The sequence below is a fragment of the Mucilaginibacter sp. SG538B genome (assembly GCF_013376065.1).
In the GTDB taxonomy this organism is placed as follows: Bacteria; Bacteroidota; Bacteroidia; order Sphingobacteriales; family Sphingobacteriaceae; genus Mucilaginibacter; species Mucilaginibacter rubeus.
Genome location: NZ_JABMJI010000001.1, coordinates 530,550 through 547,310 on the forward strand (window position 1 = coordinate 530,550; position 16,761 = coordinate 547,310).

Annotated in this window: 14 protein-coding genes; 11 read left to right on the forward strand and 3 right to left on the reverse strand. The window is 45.8% G+C overall.

All coding sequences use genetic code 11. The annotated features are described in order from the left end of the window. Position 1: 1 nt before the first annotated feature. The 5 genes from FHW88_RS02185 (at position 2) to FHW88_RS02205 (ending at position 3,115) form a co-directional block, all read left to right on the forward strand. On the forward strand, positions 2-1,033 hold the full coding sequence (locus FHW88_RS02185) for a hypothetical protein (RefSeq protein WP_176622781.1): 1,032 nt from the start codon (positions 2-4) through the stop codon (positions 1,031-1,033). Continuing rightward, positions 1,033-2,013, forward strand: a complete 981-nt coding sequence (locus tag FHW88_RS02190; protein ID WP_176622783.1) for a hypothetical protein — start codon at positions 1,033-1,035, stop codon at positions 2,011-2,013. Before FHW88_RS02185 ends, FHW88_RS02190 begins: the two co-directional genes overlap by 1 nt. Before the next feature lie 22 nt (positions 2,014-2,035). Continuing rightward, positions 2,036-2,392, forward strand: coding sequence for a hypothetical protein (locus tag FHW88_RS02195; protein WP_176622785.1), 357 nt, complete (start codon positions 2,036-2,038; stop codon positions 2,390-2,392). Beyond that, complete coding sequence (locus FHW88_RS02200) at positions 2,322-2,819, forward strand: hypothetical protein (protein WP_176622787.1); 498 nt, start codon at positions 2,322-2,324, stop codon at positions 2,817-2,819. Before FHW88_RS02195 ends, FHW88_RS02200 begins: the two co-directional genes overlap by 71 nt. Positions 2,820-2,947: 128 nt before the next feature. After that, positions 2,948-3,115 (forward strand): hypothetical protein, encoded by a 168-nt coding sequence (locus FHW88_RS02205; protein WP_176622789.1) that lies wholly within the window; start codon positions 2,948-2,950, stop codon positions 3,113-3,115. 284 nt (positions 3,116-3,399) lie between these two features. Here FHW88_RS02205 and FHW88_RS02210 read toward each other — a convergent pair whose 3' ends face one another. Next, positions 3,400-3,597, reverse strand: coding sequence for a hypothetical protein (locus FHW88_RS02210; RefSeq protein WP_176622791.1), 198 nt, complete (start codon positions 3,595-3,597; stop codon positions 3,400-3,402). Between the two features lie 679 nt (positions 3,598-4,276). Between FHW88_RS02210 and FHW88_RS02215 the strand changes: the two genes are divergently transcribed. The 6 genes from FHW88_RS02215 (at position 4,277) to FHW88_RS02240 (ending at position 11,978) form a co-directional block, all read left to right on the forward strand. Then, entirely contained in the window at positions 4,277-5,425 is a 1,149-nt protein-coding gene (locus tag FHW88_RS02215) for a FecR family protein (RefSeq protein WP_176622793.1), read from the forward strand. A 267-nt stretch (positions 5,426-5,692) separates the two neighbouring features. Further along, positions 5,693-8,401, forward strand: coding sequence for a SusC/RagA family TonB-linked outer membrane protein (locus tag FHW88_RS02220; protein WP_176622795.1), 2,709 nt, complete (start codon positions 5,693-5,695; stop codon positions 8,399-8,401). After that, positions 8,344-9,153, forward strand: a complete 810-nt coding sequence (locus tag FHW88_RS02225) for a hypothetical protein (protein ID WP_176622796.1) — start codon at positions 8,344-8,346, stop codon at positions 9,151-9,153. The genes FHW88_RS02220 and FHW88_RS02225 overlap by 58 nt, the downstream gene beginning before the upstream one ends. Positions 9,154-9,215: 62 nt before the next feature. After that, a complete protein-coding gene (locus FHW88_RS02230; protein WP_176622798.1) occupies positions 9,216-10,559 on the forward strand; it encodes a RagB/SusD family nutrient uptake outer membrane protein in 1,344 nt (447 codons plus the stop codon). A gap of 10 nt (positions 10,560-10,569) precedes the next feature. Further along, the gene (locus FHW88_RS02235) at positions 10,570-11,427 is read left to right on the forward strand and encodes a hypothetical protein (RefSeq protein ID WP_176622801.1); all 858 of its coding nucleotides are present in this window, start codon (positions 10,570-10,572) and stop codon (positions 11,425-11,427) included. Positions 11,428-11,438: 11 nt separating this feature from the next. Next, positions 11,439-11,978, forward strand: coding sequence for a TlpA family protein disulfide reductase (locus tag FHW88_RS02240; protein WP_176622803.1), 540 nt, complete (start codon positions 11,439-11,441; stop codon positions 11,976-11,978). Positions 11,979-12,529: 551 nt separating this feature from the next. On the opposite strand, the gene FHW88_RS02245 is transcribed toward FHW88_RS02240, so the two are convergent. Together FHW88_RS02245 and FHW88_RS02250 are read right to left on the reverse strand one after the other, a co-directional pair. Beyond that, positions 12,530-13,114: a hypothetical protein gene (locus tag FHW88_RS02245; RefSeq protein WP_176622805.1), complete on the reverse strand. Its 585-nt coding sequence runs from the start codon at positions 13,112-13,114 to the stop codon at positions 12,530-12,532. Between the two features lie 6 nt (positions 13,115-13,120). Next, a complete protein-coding gene (locus FHW88_RS02250; RefSeq protein WP_176622807.1) occupies positions 13,121-16,744 on the reverse strand; it encodes a DUF6443 domain-containing protein in 3,624 nt (1,207 codons plus the stop codon). Positions 16,745-16,761 lie beyond the last annotated feature (17 nt).

Consider the following 16,761-nt stretch of genomic DNA (forward strand, 5'->3'; position numbering starts at 1 on the left):
AATGAAAAAACTAACCCTATTCCTTGTCGTATTTCTTGCTATCTCCCGGTTTTCATATGCCCAGTGGACACAAGCAGATCCTAACACAAGTTTCATGTATGCCGGGAATGTCGGCATAGGAACAAGCAATCCCCTTGCGAAACTTGCCGTCTACCAATCATCGTTATTAGGCAGTAATCCTCAAAACGCCACTTTATTAACCAGTACGATCGGTCGCGCAGGTAATATGTTTCAGAATAATTTGTGGTTAGTTAGAAACACAGCAGGAAACGATTGGCTCACCTCCCGGCTACATGATGGCATTTCGATTGATAATTCTTTTATAACTCCGCAATCGGACACCCGCACTTGGTGGGAAAGGGACCCTTATAATAATATTCAATCCTGGGGAACCTCCGCAACTGCTTATCTGACCATTAAACAAGGCAATGTTGGTATTGGGACAACAACGCCTGGCGCGAGGTTGGAAATTGCCGGGACTGCGTCAAGCCCCAACCTGTTCCTGGATAATAGTCAGTTTTCCGCTAATAGGAATCCGCTGACAGGATCTGTAGTTGATGCAACAAAGGGATCTGCTGTTATTGTATTATCCCCCAATATTAATGGAGGAAATATGCAATTTCATACCAGTTCGGCCACGGGCGGAGCGGTTGCTGAAAGAATGCGAATAACCGAAAGTGGTAATGTCGGCATCGGTATAACCAATCCGCAGAATAAATTGGATGTAAATGGCACTATTCATTCTAAATCCGTATTGATCGATTTGAATGGATGGGGAGATTATGTTTTCAAAAAGGGTTACCACCTACGTCCATTAAATGAGGTAAAGGACTATATAGACAAGAATCAACATTTACCTGAAATTCCATCAGAGCAAGAAATGGCCAAAAAAGGTCTTAATGTAAGTGAGATGAATATATTGCTGATGAAGAAAGTGGAAGAGTTGACCTTGTATTTGATTGAGATTAAAGATGAGATGAAAGAGCTGCAAAAGGAGAACCAGAGATTAAAAAAGAGCAAATCCAATAAATAATGAAAGAAAAAATAATTTTTACGCTGATAGGTTTAATCACCTATGCTTTTGTAAACGCACAGACCAAAACACTTACGGTTGACGGCAATGATGCGTTAAACAGTAATACCAAAATTGTAGCTCAAACTTCAGTTGGACAAACATTTTTCACTGGTCATCAGCTTGGCGCCGGTTATTCATATCCCTCGGCTGGTATATTCAGGGCGTGGACAGATCAACCGGTTGGGTCTGCAAACTATTATTACGATGGCGTTACAAATGGAACTATTAATTTTAGTGTAAGAGCAGATGGTCAGGGATACTTCGGAGGGAAGGTGGGGATAGGGACGACTGCTCCGAATGTAGCCCTGGATATCAATGGAGCGATATGTGGTGCGAATACTAATTTGGATGGCATGAATACCGGATTTTTAGCAAATTCTTCCAAAATGTTAATCGGCTGGAACAGGACACGAGGGGCCGGAGAAACGGACTTTATAGCTAATCAGGGAGCCGGATCGGTAGGAGGCTTTGCTTTTTATAATCATGACAATAGCAATAATGAGAAGCAACTCATGTGGCTTGCCGGAGACGGCAGGTTGATGATCGGTTTAACCACAGGCGCTACAGGAAATAATAAATTGGCTGTTGGTGGTGGGGTTATTGCCGAAGCGGTTACGGTTAAATTACAAGCAAACTGGCCAGACTACGTCTTCAAAAAAGACTATCAGCTGAAGCCATTACAGGAAGTGAAAAACTATATCGAACAACATCAGCATTTGCCGGAAATCCCCTCGGAACAGGAAATGATCGAAAACGGGCTTAATGTCGGGGAGATGAACAAGCTGTTGATGAAAAAGGTGGAAGAACTGACCCTATATCTTATTGAGAAAGATAAGGAAACCAGGGAACTAAAAGAAAGCAAGGAAAACCAGCAGCACCAACTTGATCAACTGAAGCAGCAATTGGCTATCCTCGCTAAAGAAATACGCAAGAATTAATACCGACCTTACATCTTATTCGATGAAATACATTTTTTCGTTTTTAGCGGTTTTGTTATTACAGGCGCTCCCCAAAACTATCCATGCTCAGGACCCCAATGGGATAACATTGCCAAAAATCATTCCACCAGGGCCACAATCTCGGGAGTTCCAGCGTTTTTTAGGTTATGCGGCTAATGGCTCTACAGGGACCATGGATATTTCTATTCCGCTGTATAATCTACAGCTTCCAGGTCTAAGCATTCCTTTTGGTTTAAGATATAATTCCTCGGGAGTTAAAGTAAACCAATCCTGGGGCATAGTTGGATATGGATGGTTCATTGTTTCCGGGGTTCAGGATCAGCTGTACCATTATGGGCAAGGCCGACGAACGGTTTAAAACCAACAATATGACGAATACAGGGAACGATCCTGATTACGTAGTGAAGATTGCCTCCCCCGCTTCGGATATTGACGGTAACTCCCTGGGAATTGACGGGCAGTTCGATATATTTTCAGTGCACCTGCCAGGCCATGATAACAGCTTTATTCTGAAATTTAACGGAACCAGTTTTACTTCGGTCAACATCCCTGATGCCCCCTTACAGATCACAACTAACTACAATAGCACGCTTTCGTCAATTTCAGGATTTTCTGTTATTGATGAAAAGAGTGTCCAGTATATTTTTGGAAGTGATGGTACTACAGCCTCGACGAACCAGTACGTGGAAATGTCATCTAACCTGATTGATCCTACCGGCTGGATGCTTCGGCAAATTATTCTACCGGGGGGAATAACGTCATTAATTTCAATTATAACAAAATAAGCAGGCAGAGTTTGTTGCTGCCTAACCAGACTCTCACCATCTGGGATGATTTCAAGTATAACGTTAATCCTGTGACTCGTTCAAATTTTTCAAGCGTAATGGGTATAAGCGATAACGGAGGAGCGAATATGAACACCTATTCCTACAGTATAGGAACTTCGGGGTATGCAGAAGTAAGTCAGGAACAGGTTTTATCGTCAGTAACCTTCCCAAATGGGACAATCACCTTTAATTATAACGGTAGCCAGGCCAGCTTATTAAGCATTGTGATCGCCAACAGTAGCCAGACTGGATAAACCACACCTGATTGACCCAGTTTGGCCAATTTTAAAATGACCACCTTAGTGCTTGATTTCAAGCGTTTAGGAAAAGAAAGCAAATTGGTGAAGAGGGGTCAGTGCTATTGGTTTACCCACCAATCCGTCAAGGAAGTTATTAACCCTTCTTGGAATAAAGCATAAGATTAAGAACGTGCTTAACTGTCTGCACACAGGAGTGCTGCAGACATAAAATGTTGCAATGCCGACTAAATAATGTGTAAAGATGATGTGTGGTGCTTAAATTTTCTTTAAAAAATTGCTCAGATTTCACCTATAGCAACCATGACTGCAGCAATCAGACCTTTTTTCATTTCCATCACATTGGAAGGGTTATTGATCCAGGTTTCTCCTGATTTGATGAAAGTATAGAGTGTTCCATACATAGTTATTTTAATTTCATTCTCTTTCCGGGACTTGAGATGAAAATAATAGACCCTGTTTTCGTGGTGCGCTTCCATACCGCGAAATTAATACAAACGAAACTGTTTAAAAATCCTTTCCACAGAAGATCTATTGTCTTAAACTGCCGCTGGCGATTTCTATTTTTACGCTGGTGTTAAAATAAAGGTACGTCGACAAAAAAGTGGTTGACCTGCCTTGACCACAGTTTGATTTTTATACCCCGCTGTTTGAATTATGTTTGTTCGCTTTCAAGCTATCCGGAATTATTTTCGATGATGGCAGTCGGCAGCGTATTTGTGTCGAAAAACAGTCCTGAGGCGCAAGGTTGATACCGGATAGATTGCTGATAATATGCGAGGCTTATTGTTCATTTTTAATGTTCCTTACCATTTCGAAAGGTTCCAATTCATAATAGGCTAATGCAGTCTAAGCTTTTAAAATATCTTCCTGGCTATAGTACTAGCTATTCCCATTGCCTGATACCCCATTATTAAAATCCTCTGCATGTAAAACGTTATACACGAAGGATGACATTAAAAAATTTGTCGCACCAAAATTCAAACTTGCGATCTCAATTGTGTCTTTGTATGCGATGATGGAATGTGCCATCTCACCATATTACATACTTTGAATGAGGCATCATACTTGGAAATAGTATGTATGCCGTTTAATTGAAAACTCACAGATTGGCCGAAAAATTAAATTTTTTTTCCTGTCGTGTGTGTGATAACTGTCTTGTCTAATAAACCGGGTTATCCCGGTTGTATGGATATGGAAGTACAACGATTTAAAGAACTGGCCAGGAAGTATGCCGAAGGGAAATTAACAGATCAGCAGAAAGCCACACTCGAAGCCTGGTACCTGGAACATGGAGAGCTGCCAATTGACATTTCGCCGGAAAAGATAACAGCGATAGGCAGACAGATCTTTCAAAAGCTTCCGGGAAACAGCCGGAAAAAAATAACCGGCTTTATACTGGCTGCAGCAGCCGTCAGCATTACGATAATATCCCTGATCATAGCGCTTCTATTTAATAAACCTGACATGGTCGTGAATAACCTGCGCCGGGATATACCTCCGGGAGGCAACCGAGCTGTGCTTACTTTAGCGAATGGTAAGGTGATCGACCTTGAGGAGGCCGCAAACGGCCCCCTCGCTGTCCAGCATGGCACCTGGCTTGTAAAGAATAGTGCCGGGCAATTGGTTTACGAAGATCACAAGGACGGCGGTCCCGATATCAACGATCATGAAAACAACATCAGGACTCCTGAAGGTGGCATCTGGGCTTTGACCCTTTCGGACGGTACGAAAGTCTGGCTGAATAATTCAACATCACTTACTTTTCCTGCCAGCTTCCGGAACCGTGGAGAACGAAGGATCTCGTTGGCGGGAGAGGCCTATTTTGAAGTGGCCAAAGACCGGCGCCACCCTTTCATTGTGCAAACCCGCCACCAGGAGCTTCGGGTACTCGGCACACATTTTAACATCAGGGCCTTCGCGGATGAGCCGCAGACTAGTACTGCTTTACTGGAGGGCAGCGTAACCGTCAGCAGCAGTAATCAACGTTTAACAAGAATACTTCGACCGGGTAAACTATCGATGCTTACCGTCGCCGGAATGTCAATTAGCAACGCCAACACTGAAGCCATCATGGCCTGGAAGAACGGTTATTTCCGGTTTGATAATACCCCTGTTGAGCAAGTAATGCGTGAGTTGGCCAGGTGGTATGGTATCGAGGTGTATTACGAAGGAGAAAAACCGCGGGAAAAGCTGAACGGCAGGATCTCCCGTAACAAAAATATCAGCCAGGTGCTGAGCGCCCTCCGGGCCACCAAAATCATACACTTTAAAGTCGAAGGAAGGAGGGTAATGGTAATGAAGTAATTCCTTATGAATAAGAATCAGTTAGTAAAAAGCCAGGAACCGGGCACACCCGGTAACCTGGCTTTAAGCTGGTGTCCCTTAACAGTTTGAACGATTAACGAACAGCGCTGCTGCCGGACCGTCTCGAAAATGAACGGCCGCAACGCACCCCAACTCCAACAACGAATGTACACTTTTTACAAAGAAAAATTGGTACGGCCGCACCGCCGTGCTTCATTGGTGTTGCAAGCCTTCCGGCTCGCGGCCGTGCTGATGGTGTTCTTTAACATGCAGGCCCGTGCCAGGCCGTTGATGCAAAAAGTCACCCTGGCAGAAAAGAACAGCAGCCTGCTGTCGGTTATGGAAAAGATCAGCCAACAGACCGGCTATGATTTCATATTACCGGAAGATGTAACCGCCTATGCCAGACCCGTCACCATCTATGTGCGGCAGAAAGAATTAATCCCGGTCCTGCAAATGATATTTGAGGGCCAGCTCCTGACCTATGTACTGCAGGAAAAAATGGTGGTCATCAGCAAAAAGGACCCCGTGCCGCAGGTAAGGCAGCCAGCGGCTACCAGGATTCTGGTCAATGTCAGCGGGGAGGTCGCGGATACAGCCGGACACCCGCTCAACTCCGCGACGATCCGTATCACCGGGCGCGGCGGTTACTTTTACACCGATGAAGCGGGCAAATTCGCCTTCACGGCGGAGGCCGGGGAGGAAGTTACTGTCTCCTTCATCGGGTTCAGGCCTTATACCTTCACCGTCAAAACGGGTATGCCTTATCAAAAAATTATACTTCAACCGGTCATGGCAGCGATCACGGAAGTCAGCGTGGTATCGACCGGTTACCAGAATATCCCGAAGGAACGTGCAACCGGTTCGTTCTCGCAGCTGAACAACGAACTGCTCAACCGCCGCACCGGGAGCGATATGGTCAGCAGGCTCGAAGGCGTTGTACCGGGATTGTTGTTTAACCGTAATACCAGTAACTCATCCCGGGGCAACAGCGATATCAGTATCAGGGGGACCAATACCCTTTTTTCCAACAGCCAACCGCTGGTCGTACTGGACGGGTTTCCTTTTGACGGGGATATCAACAATATCAACCCGAACGACATCGAGAACATCACCATATTGAAAGATGCCGCGGCGGCAAGCATCTGGGGTGTCCGGTCTGGTAACGGCGTGATCGTACTGAACAGCAAAAAAGGCAGGCGCAATGAAAAACTGGCGATAGAGCTTAATGGCAACGTGACAGCTACCGCGAAACCCGACCTTTTCTACAGTCCCGGCTACTTAAATTCATCCGACTATACCGATATCGAGCAGCGCCTCTTCAAAACCGGTTTTTATGACGGCCAGATCGGCGACCCGCTTCGGGTGACTTCGCCGGTCGTTGCTATCCTGGCCGCGCAGCGGGCGGGTACCTTGTCCGCGGCAACAGCCGAAGCGCAGCTCAATGCGCTTCGAAAGCAGGATACCCGGAGTGAACTGGATAAGTATTTTTACCGGCGGGGTTTCCTGCAGCAGTACAGCCTGAATTTCCGCGGCGGGGGCGACAAAAGCGATTATTACTTTTCAGCAGGGGAAGACCGCAATACAGCGACACTGACCGGCAATAACAATAACCGGATCACCCTGAACGCCAACTATAACTTTTTCCCGTTGAAGGGTCTGCAGGTTTCGGCCGCCGTTAACTATATACAAACAAAATCGAACGCCAACAGCACCGCCGCGAATACAACAGTGGGCGGGCCTTACGTCAACTTTACATTTCCCTACGAGTCTTTCGCTGACGCGAACGGCAATCCTTCAGCGATCGTTAAAAGTTTAAACTATGACTTTGCGAAGAACGCGCAACAGCAAGGTTACCTCGACTGGCTTTACCGCCCGCTGGACGAACTCAGGAACGCCGATAACACCGGTTCATCCGTCGAGAACCGGATCAATGTGGGGACGCAATACCGCCTGATCGCCGGCCTTGATATCTCTGTCAAATACCAGTTTGAAAAACAAACCAGCAATGCCGATAATTATTACAGCCCGGCAACTTTTTATACCCGCAACTTAGTCAACCAGTATGCACAGCCCAACGGTAACGGCTCTTTTACCTACCCGGTCCCCAATGAAGGGATACTGCAGCAATCGGACGGCTCGCTAACCTCGCATCATGCGCGCGGGCAGATCAGTTTTGACCGGGAGCCTGCAGCCGGGCACCGCGTCAGTGTGATCATCGGCAGTGAGATCAGTTCAGCCATCACGGAAAGCCGCAGCGGGACGGTTTACGGCTATGACAAGGCTACCCGCAGCAGCTTTGCGCAGATCGACTATGCAAGCTACTTTAACCTGAACCCGGAGAGCGGTGCCGCACAGATCCCGACCAACCTTGGCTTCGAAAAACTCACCGATCATTATATTTCTTATTTTGGAAATGCCGCCTACACCTACCTTGACCGCTATACTTTTTCCTTCAGCGGCAGGATCGACCGCTCCAACCTCTTTGGCGTGGCGACCAATCACAAATCAGTACCATTATATTCAACCGGCCTTGCCTGGGATATCAGCAGGGAATCCTTTTATCACCTGTCCTGGCTGCCTTACTTAAAGGTTAGGGCTACCTATGGCTATAACGCGAATGTCAATAAAAGCGCGTCTGCCATCACAACACTCGAACAGCAAAGCAATGCTTACTATTCCGGTGTTCCTTATAATATCGTTAACAGCCCGGGTAACCCGGAACTGCGCTGGGAAAAGGTGCGGATCGCTAACCTCGGTTTGGACTACACCCTGAAAAACAGCCTGCTTTCGGGCAGTTTCGAATATTACACAAAACGGGGCATTGATCTTTTCGGGACCTCGCCGCTGCCGCCTCGGCAGGTTTTACGACGTTTTTCGGGAATACGGCCGGCACTTCCGGACATGGCTTTGATATCGTGCTCAACACACGCAATATCTACCGGCAGGATTTCAGGTGGACCAGTAACCTGCTGATCAGTTATGTCACCGATAAAGTAACGGTATATGACAACCCGGCCTCCGCACTGGTTTACCTGGCTTCCGGCAGCGGGAACGGCGGGACGATCACGCCGATCGCCGGCCAGCCTATCTATGGTGTCTACAGTTTCAGATCGGGGCCGTTGACCCATGATACCGGTGACCCACAGGGATACCTTGACGGACAACTGAGCACCGATTATAAAAACATCATTTCCAAAACCGGGATAACCGACCTGTACTATAATGGCCCTTCCAGGCCGACAACCTTCGGTTCCTTGCGAAATACTTTCAGCTATAGCAACTGGACGCATTCCGTCAATATCATTTTTAAGCTCAACTACTATTTCCGCAGGTCATCGACAGGGTTGTCTTATGACCAGATCGCCTATGGTTTGGTGAACAGCGATTGTGCCAGGCGCTGGGAAAAACCGGGCGATGAGCAGCATACCACGGTTCCTTCCATATTGATGCCGCCCGCCGGTACCGACCGCTATACTTTCTATCAGTATTCGCAGGCGCTGGTCGACAAAGGCGACCATATCCGGCTACAGGATATCCGCCTGGCCTATGCCTTCAAACCGTTTGGCGGTCATACCGCCGTATTCAAAAGGCTGGAGGTTTTTACCTACCTGAATAACGCGGGCATCCTTTGGCGTGCCAATAAGGACCACCTTGATCCGGACCTGTATGCGGGGGCATATCCGCTTCCGCGAACCTTATCCATTGGCTTTAACTCCCGATTCTAATCATGAAAAATAAAATCACCTGCTCTTTGCTCGGGTGCATCGTCTGCATCACGGGCCTGACATTGAACAGTTGCAGGAAACAGGACGATTTCTTAAACACCAAGCCTAACCAGGCCCTGAAAACACCGGCCACACTGGCAGGCCTCAAAGGCCTGTTGCAGAACGAAGATGTTTTTAACAGCCAGCCCGACCCGGGACTGGGCGAGATTGCTTCGGACGATTTCCTGATCCAGGATGCCGTGTTCCCGACATTATCATCGACCGACCGTAATTCCTATACCTGGGCGAAGGAGGTATTCGATGCTTCCACTACGCAATCATCGGACTGGAACTCGCCCTACCAGATGGTGTACTACGCCAACGTGGTGCTGGGTGCGCTGCCGGGCATTACACCATCAGCGGGCGAAAAAGCTTCGTATGAGCAGGTGAAGGCCAGCGCTTTATTTTACCGGGCCTGGGCGTTCTACGGGCTTTTGCAAACATTCGCCCTCCCTTATGAACAAAGCAAGGCGGCAGATCAGCCGGGAATCCCCCTGCGGCTGAGTTCCGACCTCAATACGCATCCGGGCAGGTCGAGCATTGCGGAATGTTATGCCAAAGTTATAAATGACCTCCGGTCGGCGCTTCCTGCCTTACCGGTTACCCCGGTTTACAGGACTGCACCGTCAAAGCCCGCGGTGAATGCCCTGCTGGCCCGGATCAGTCTGGCCATCAGGGATTATCAGTCGGCACTGACCTACGCCAATGCCTGCCTTTCGCAGTTTTCCACGCTGACCGATTACAATACGCTGAACAAGCCGACAACGACCGCGATTAACAATACTTACCTGTCAGAGGATATTTACCAGTCCAATATGGTCGGGCACGTCGTGTACAGTGTGCGGAGGGACAGTTATATAGGCCCCGGCCTGTATAACAGTTATGACCTGAATGACCTGCGCAAAACCAAATTCTTCACGATCCTCGACGGCTTGCCGCAATACCCCCGTTTTGTCGGTTCCTATGATTTCAAAGGGTTGAAATATGACGGACTTGCCACGGATGAAGTTTACCTGATCAAAGCCGAATGCCAGGCCAGGGGAGGGGATGTCGCCGGTGCGATGGTGTCATTAAACACCTTGCTGCTTACAAGATGGAAGACCGGGACAGTCATACCCTATACCGCGTCAAGTGCAGATGACGCGCTGCTGCAGGTGTTGCAAGAACGCCGGAAAGAATTGCTGTTGCGGGGCCTTCGCTGGACGGACCTGCGCCGCCTCAACCAGGAAAGCCGCTTTGCCGTCACCCTGCAAAGGACGGTTAATGGTACAACTTATACCTTGCCGCCGAACGACCCCAGGTATGCGTTCCCGATTCCGGATATCGAGGTCGAGTTGGGCGGCCTGACCCAAAATCCAAGACAATGAGGAAAACAATATGATGAAAAAAATAATTTTTCTGACTTTTCTATGGTTTTTAACCTGTGTTCAGCTATTTGCGGCTGAATACAGGGTTAAGATCAGCGGGCAAACTGATTTCCTGAAAGACGGGGATACGATTGCTGTTACGGTTTCTCCTTATGCCGGAAGGTTAAGTGAGCTCAAATCTTCTTTTACTGTTCCTGCCTCAGGTAACCACTTTGCGCTGGAGATTCCGGATGACGATCAACCCCGGTTTATCCTGATCCGGTTTAATAAGCCCGGACAGGCAGATTTAGGGCCATTGCTTATGTTTCCGGGAGATGACCTTGACTTTGGGATTCAAAAAGCTGAAATCGTGTTTAAAGGCCGGTCTGCAAAGCGTTTTGAGGTGCAGCTGCAATTGGAAACCCTGTCGGCCCGTTGCAAGCAACACTTTAAAACAGTTTATGCACCCGAGAAATTGGCTTCGTCTTTTTCCGGGATCGATTCCTGTGCCGTGGCTTGCCTGCGCTTACTCGACAGAAGGAAATCAGGGATCGGCCGGTCCGCATTTGAATGGTTGCGTAATGAGGTGATGGCGGAGGCCATCACCGCCAAACTGGGATATTTAACCTACACCTGCTTGAATAAACCCGCAGCAGTACAGGATCAATACATTACCGCCTTACGGAAGTACGCCAGGCCATTTAACAGCTATCCTTCATTTGTTGCCGCGGATAGTTTAGACAGGCCGGCATCGAAGTTTGCGGTGGAAATGATTTACCGGCAATACCTGGTCGATTCCTGTATCCTCGCCGGCCGGAAATTCAGGCTCCATGATTGTTATTTGTATGAATCCCGGCATTTCAGGGGAGCTTTGCGGAGCAACTGGTAACGGAACTTTTTATGCTTAAAAGGAACAGCCCGGAAATTTCAGCAGCAGATATGGAAGATGCATTAAGGTATGTCAGTTATTCCGTGTTCCGGCAGGTATTGGAAAAGATCAGGGCGCGGAGTACGGCGGGAGCGGTTGCGCCGGACTTTGTCCTGAAGGACGAAAATGACAGGCCGGTAAAATTGAGCGGCTTCAGGGGTAAGGTAGTCATCCTCGATTTCTGGTTTACAGGTTGCGGGGCCTGTAAGGCTTTGGCCCCAACGCTTTACGCACTTGAAAAAAAGTATGCGCACCGTCCCGTCGTGTTCTTATCCGTTTCCATCGATAAGTCGCTGGAGCTATGGCTGTGTACCTTAAAAACAAACCAGTATGCTTCACCGCTGGCGCTGAAATTGTATACGGAGGGAAAGGGCGATCAGCATCCGGTTATCAAGGATGATGATGTTCATGGGTTCCCGACGATCATTGTAGTCGACAAGGAGGGAAGGTTGGGCCCGAAACCGGAATTGAATGAGGATGGTTTATCCTTGATGATCGAGGGATATCTCTAAGTTAAAAATTCCGGAATATTTAATATTTTTGTTCTTTTACGGTAATTTAAAATTATGCCGGCTTCCCTATGGTGTTGAATGGCTTGAGGATATGCTGAGGCTACTTTTAAAGGTAAATCTGTTTCTTGAATGTTTTTGTAAAGTCTCTAATGACAGTAATATTTAAGAAAAATAAAAAATGGATTTAGGTGGTATAATCAAAATGCTCAATCTGTTTAATATAGTATGAACGCTGATTGTTGTTTATTTTGCAAATGACTTTGTCAGCCAATGGAGCCTTGCTGATTTTTTTCCGGTGGGTTAATTTGTTTTGGTGGAATTTCCGTCCTGCTATACTTATACTCGTTTTTAATAGATTTGGATACAATAATATATCCGGCATGGCAAATTCATTTTATTAATTCTCGGCTAGCTAATATGCAGGAACGAAAAAGCTTGAAAAAAGAAAAGCCCAACCAAGCGTTGGGCTTACTGTTACTTATCAATTCTTGTTCGCACACCGAAGGCGTGCAATAGTTCAGAAGGGATTCTTTGGATAGTGTAGTGAGTGGTTAATCAAAATAATGCTTCCAAGTTTTTGACTCCCAAAATCGTTTATCATTTAGATTATACGGGTAAACCGTATTGTTTTTAACCACAAACCTTCTAAAACAACCCTCTCTGATATTATAAGAAGCATCTTTTAAATCATCGGCATTTGTGAAAGTCGGACCACATATTTTTAAATCAATACCGGTATCTCGTCTCTTTCCCAAATAGCAAGTTGAGTTATAAAACCATTTCACATTTTTTTTGGGCATGATTTGTTTATAAGTCGGATTTTTTACAATAACCAGTATACCCATCTTTTTAAAATCGGGGCTATATACTATGGTATCAATAATTATGGTGGTAGTAGAATCAGAAAAAGAAGAATCATTAAAGAAATCCCTTCGGCTTTTTAATTGAGCCGTAAAAGCCTGTACCAAAGTTCTTTTGTCTTCTTGATAAACTTGCTGATTGGGAACCGTATGATTTAAAAAAGCATCCGGCGTATCCGTATTCCACTTAAATGAAATCCATCCGTAAATCCACCCAAAATAAACTATGCCACTGAGAAATGTTACTAATATTAGACTAAATATTTTTTTTGACATATTATTCTATTGCTTTACCCATGTTTTACCGTTCCATTTATAGGTCCCCTCTGACAAAGAACTTATATCATTAAAAAAGGTACTAATAGCGTGATCTGTACTTGAACCTGTATTAGTTCTAACATTTTCTTTATCAATACCTTGCTCTTCTTCACTAGCAAGCCACCCCATTCCAAAGACATTCCAATCATTCTTGTGGATGAATTGCATGGTTTTAACCACCGGATTTACCTTTAAGCTCCCCCCTTGATACGGATCAAAATCGAATTCAGAAATACTCAACCCTATACATTGCTGGGGATGGTCATTTACATATTTAATTATTGCATCTACCAATCCCTTAGCATAAGCACCTCCCATACTATGAGCAATAACTTTTATACTTTCAGTAATTACCCCCGTATTCTTATCTCTTTTCAAGTTACTGATCATTTTTCCTATATCAAGTCCTTGATGTTCAGAACCCAGGTTATACCTATAATCGGCATCAAGATTCGATTTTCCTATCCCATAAGTAGCGATACCAGCCTCAAGGGTATTGCTCCAGCCTCCATTAGCGCCATCTAAAAATTTAGCCTTCTGATCGCCAAAATGATCCATTACTTGCTGCGCAAAGTCTCGTGTAACCATTCCTGTTTGGGCTTCAACAAAATTTTGTCCATTAAATCCTGCTGCAAAGTATGTTGTAACACTTTCCCTTGTTTGCCAATATTCAGGTCTATCTCCATTCCCCGTATTTTGACCCGCAACAAAAATAACTATATGACCATCAGGATCTATTGCATTTACAGGAGTATTAGATGCGTAAGCGTAAGGCGTACTTGAAAAATACAATTCTGCCTTAGGGTCTATATGCCCCCACCTTGCAATCACCGGGTCATAGAACCGCGCACCATAATCATACTGATTCAGCTCCTCTTGCAACTCTTTATTATTGTAAAGGTACTTATTTCCACCATTTAACTGCCGGTGTATGTTCAGCCCGAAAGGATAATAGTCATCCTCACCAACTTTGCCATTGTTTTGATCGAAGGTTACCCGGTTATTACCCAAATGATCCGTTAAGGTATATTCATATACGAAGTTTGTCCCGCTCCTGTTTGCTTTGCCTTCTTCAGTCTGCACAAAATCTATTGTTCCATCTGTCCTGTATTGTATCCCATTAATATACTCTGTTATCGCTCCGTTACTGTTCTTTCGCAATTTTTCTCCCGACGCGGAATAGGTATAACTCAAGTTTTTGGAAGCGATACTCCTGGGTAGATTGAGCATATTGTACAAGATCGTATTCCCCTGTCCATCACTGGAAGCATTCCCATTTAGGTCATAAGCCGGATAACTACGGAATGTAACACCGTTATTGTTCACCAGCTGTAGTTGGTTCCCGATATAGCTGTATGTTAAGGAAGCAGTGTTAGGAGCTGTACGGGTTAATCCTATAATGTTACCCAGGTTGTCATAATTACTAATCGTTTCACTGAAACCGGCAGTAGAAATACCTGTTTTTAACCGGTTCAGGTTATCATAGCTGTAGCTGACATGCTGATTGCCGCTGATACCGGCATTGAATTGCTGTTCAGCTATATTACCGTTAAACTGGGCTTGTGCGCCAAATTGAACTAAATTGTAATTCAGTTTCTCGCTGAATAATTTATTCGGGGCGGGAGCTATTGATGGGTCATTAATCTGGTTCAGCCAGCCACGTTCATTATATGTATAGCTAATATCCTGCAGGTAGCTAACTCCTTTGTTGGCACTGTGCAAGTGCTTGGTTTTTAACTGGCCGATCTCGTTATAATCCTGTCGCGAGATGATAGTTGGTTCCGGCGCCTGGCTGAGCCCTGTGCTGATAGCCTCCGAGGTCTGTATCTTACGTCCCATATGATCATATTGATAATTGGTGGTTACCAGAATGGATTGGGAATTGGCCACATAATGATGACGAGTGGTGGTGGTTACCTGGTTGTTAAAGTTATAGATATTGTCTATTTCATCGTAGTTATTGGTATTTGCATTTGCTTCCCCGCCCAGGTAATGTTGCTTGTCGGTTTGAGCCACACGCCCAAAACTGTCATAAAAGTTCACCGTCCATAACATCGCCCCGTAAGTTCCGTCAGGCAGCAGCGTGGCTGTTTTTGTTGCGGTTGGCAATCCTGTCGGATTGGTCAGTGTGTTGCTTACAGCCGGGCTATATGGCTTATTGGGGAAATTATAATTGTCATAGTAATTCAATACCAGGTAGCGCAGGATATTCGCTTGCGGCCAGGCAGTCCCGGGATAACCGGTACCTGTGGTTTGTTGGGTTTCCCATAATGTGTTTTGCCCGTCTAATGTAGTTTGTAATGCCAGTCGGTAGCTGGTACGTGGTGTACTCCCCGGGTATTGATAGATCCCGGAATAAGCTACCCGGCCGAATTGATCATACTTAGTAAAACTCCATTCCTGCGTGCTTTTTGATCGTTGCACTCCGTCCTGGGTTGCAACCACCTGGTCCAGTTTGTTATAAACCATATATCCCCAATCTTTACCCGGAATCTTTTTTTCTATGAGCCGGTTCCGCAGGTCATAATGATAACCATATGTAAAGTTTGTAAATATAGCATCCGCTTCTGTAAAGCTTGTGGGGTAAGCTGTGCCGCTCGGTAATGGCGGTATTACGTAGGCAAGGTTGTCATAATCATCATATATGTAATAAGTGGTCAGGTAAGAAGCAGCTCCTGATTGCACCTTTTTACATACGACACGTCCTTTTTTATCGGTAAATTCTATTGTACCGTTTCCGTTTTCGTCGGTTGTCGTGGTCTTGTACAGTTGATTTGCACCATAATTAGAAGGTCCGGACGCTCCCGTCCCTGATGTATTGACGACCCACTGGATCACCATATCGCCCGTTACGTTACTACCATAAGTCATCTGTATTGTATGGCCACTGCCCGTTACGCCGCTGGTTGACAATTGCCATGGCTGCCCAGGTGCACCCTGTTCTGCTATGCGGTTTAAAGGAGAAGACTCATAACCGGTACTTTCTGATGGATAGGGAATGGCGGATACCCCTGCAGGTGGACTTTTATAAAACTGATCCTGGCCTGCATTTAGGGTCAATGCATCTGATTTGTAACTTCCGTTGCTTGTTCCGTTTGTAATAGCGTAAGGGAGGTATTTCTTCGCTTCGCGCCCAAACTGGTCATATGTCGCTGGTTGTACGATATCTTTACTGGTGGGTGAGCCCTTAACCTGAACGGTTTGTAATAAACGGCCTAAACCATCAATATACTGTACCGTTTGCATCAGTTTACAATTGGTGTTAATGCCTGCAGGATCAATACCAGCCTCCCGGGGCACAGATGTCAGAATATAGTTCTGGTTTTGACTTAAATTAATATTAAGCGGAACGCAACTGGTCTGGATAAAATAACTGTAACTGTTGGTGCTTGTTGCTGTAGCTATAAAGCCGGGCAATAAAGTAATGCTTGTTTCATTATAGTAATTGCCCGGCGTGGTTGCAGGAGCACTCAACTGGGCCGGACTGGTTATATATTGAGCTTTCAACCCCTGGGATAGCAATATCATCAGGATTGCCAGAAACAGTTTACCTGATGTAGTATGATTTGAATATGATCGTGTTTGCATGCTGATAAGGTTTAATA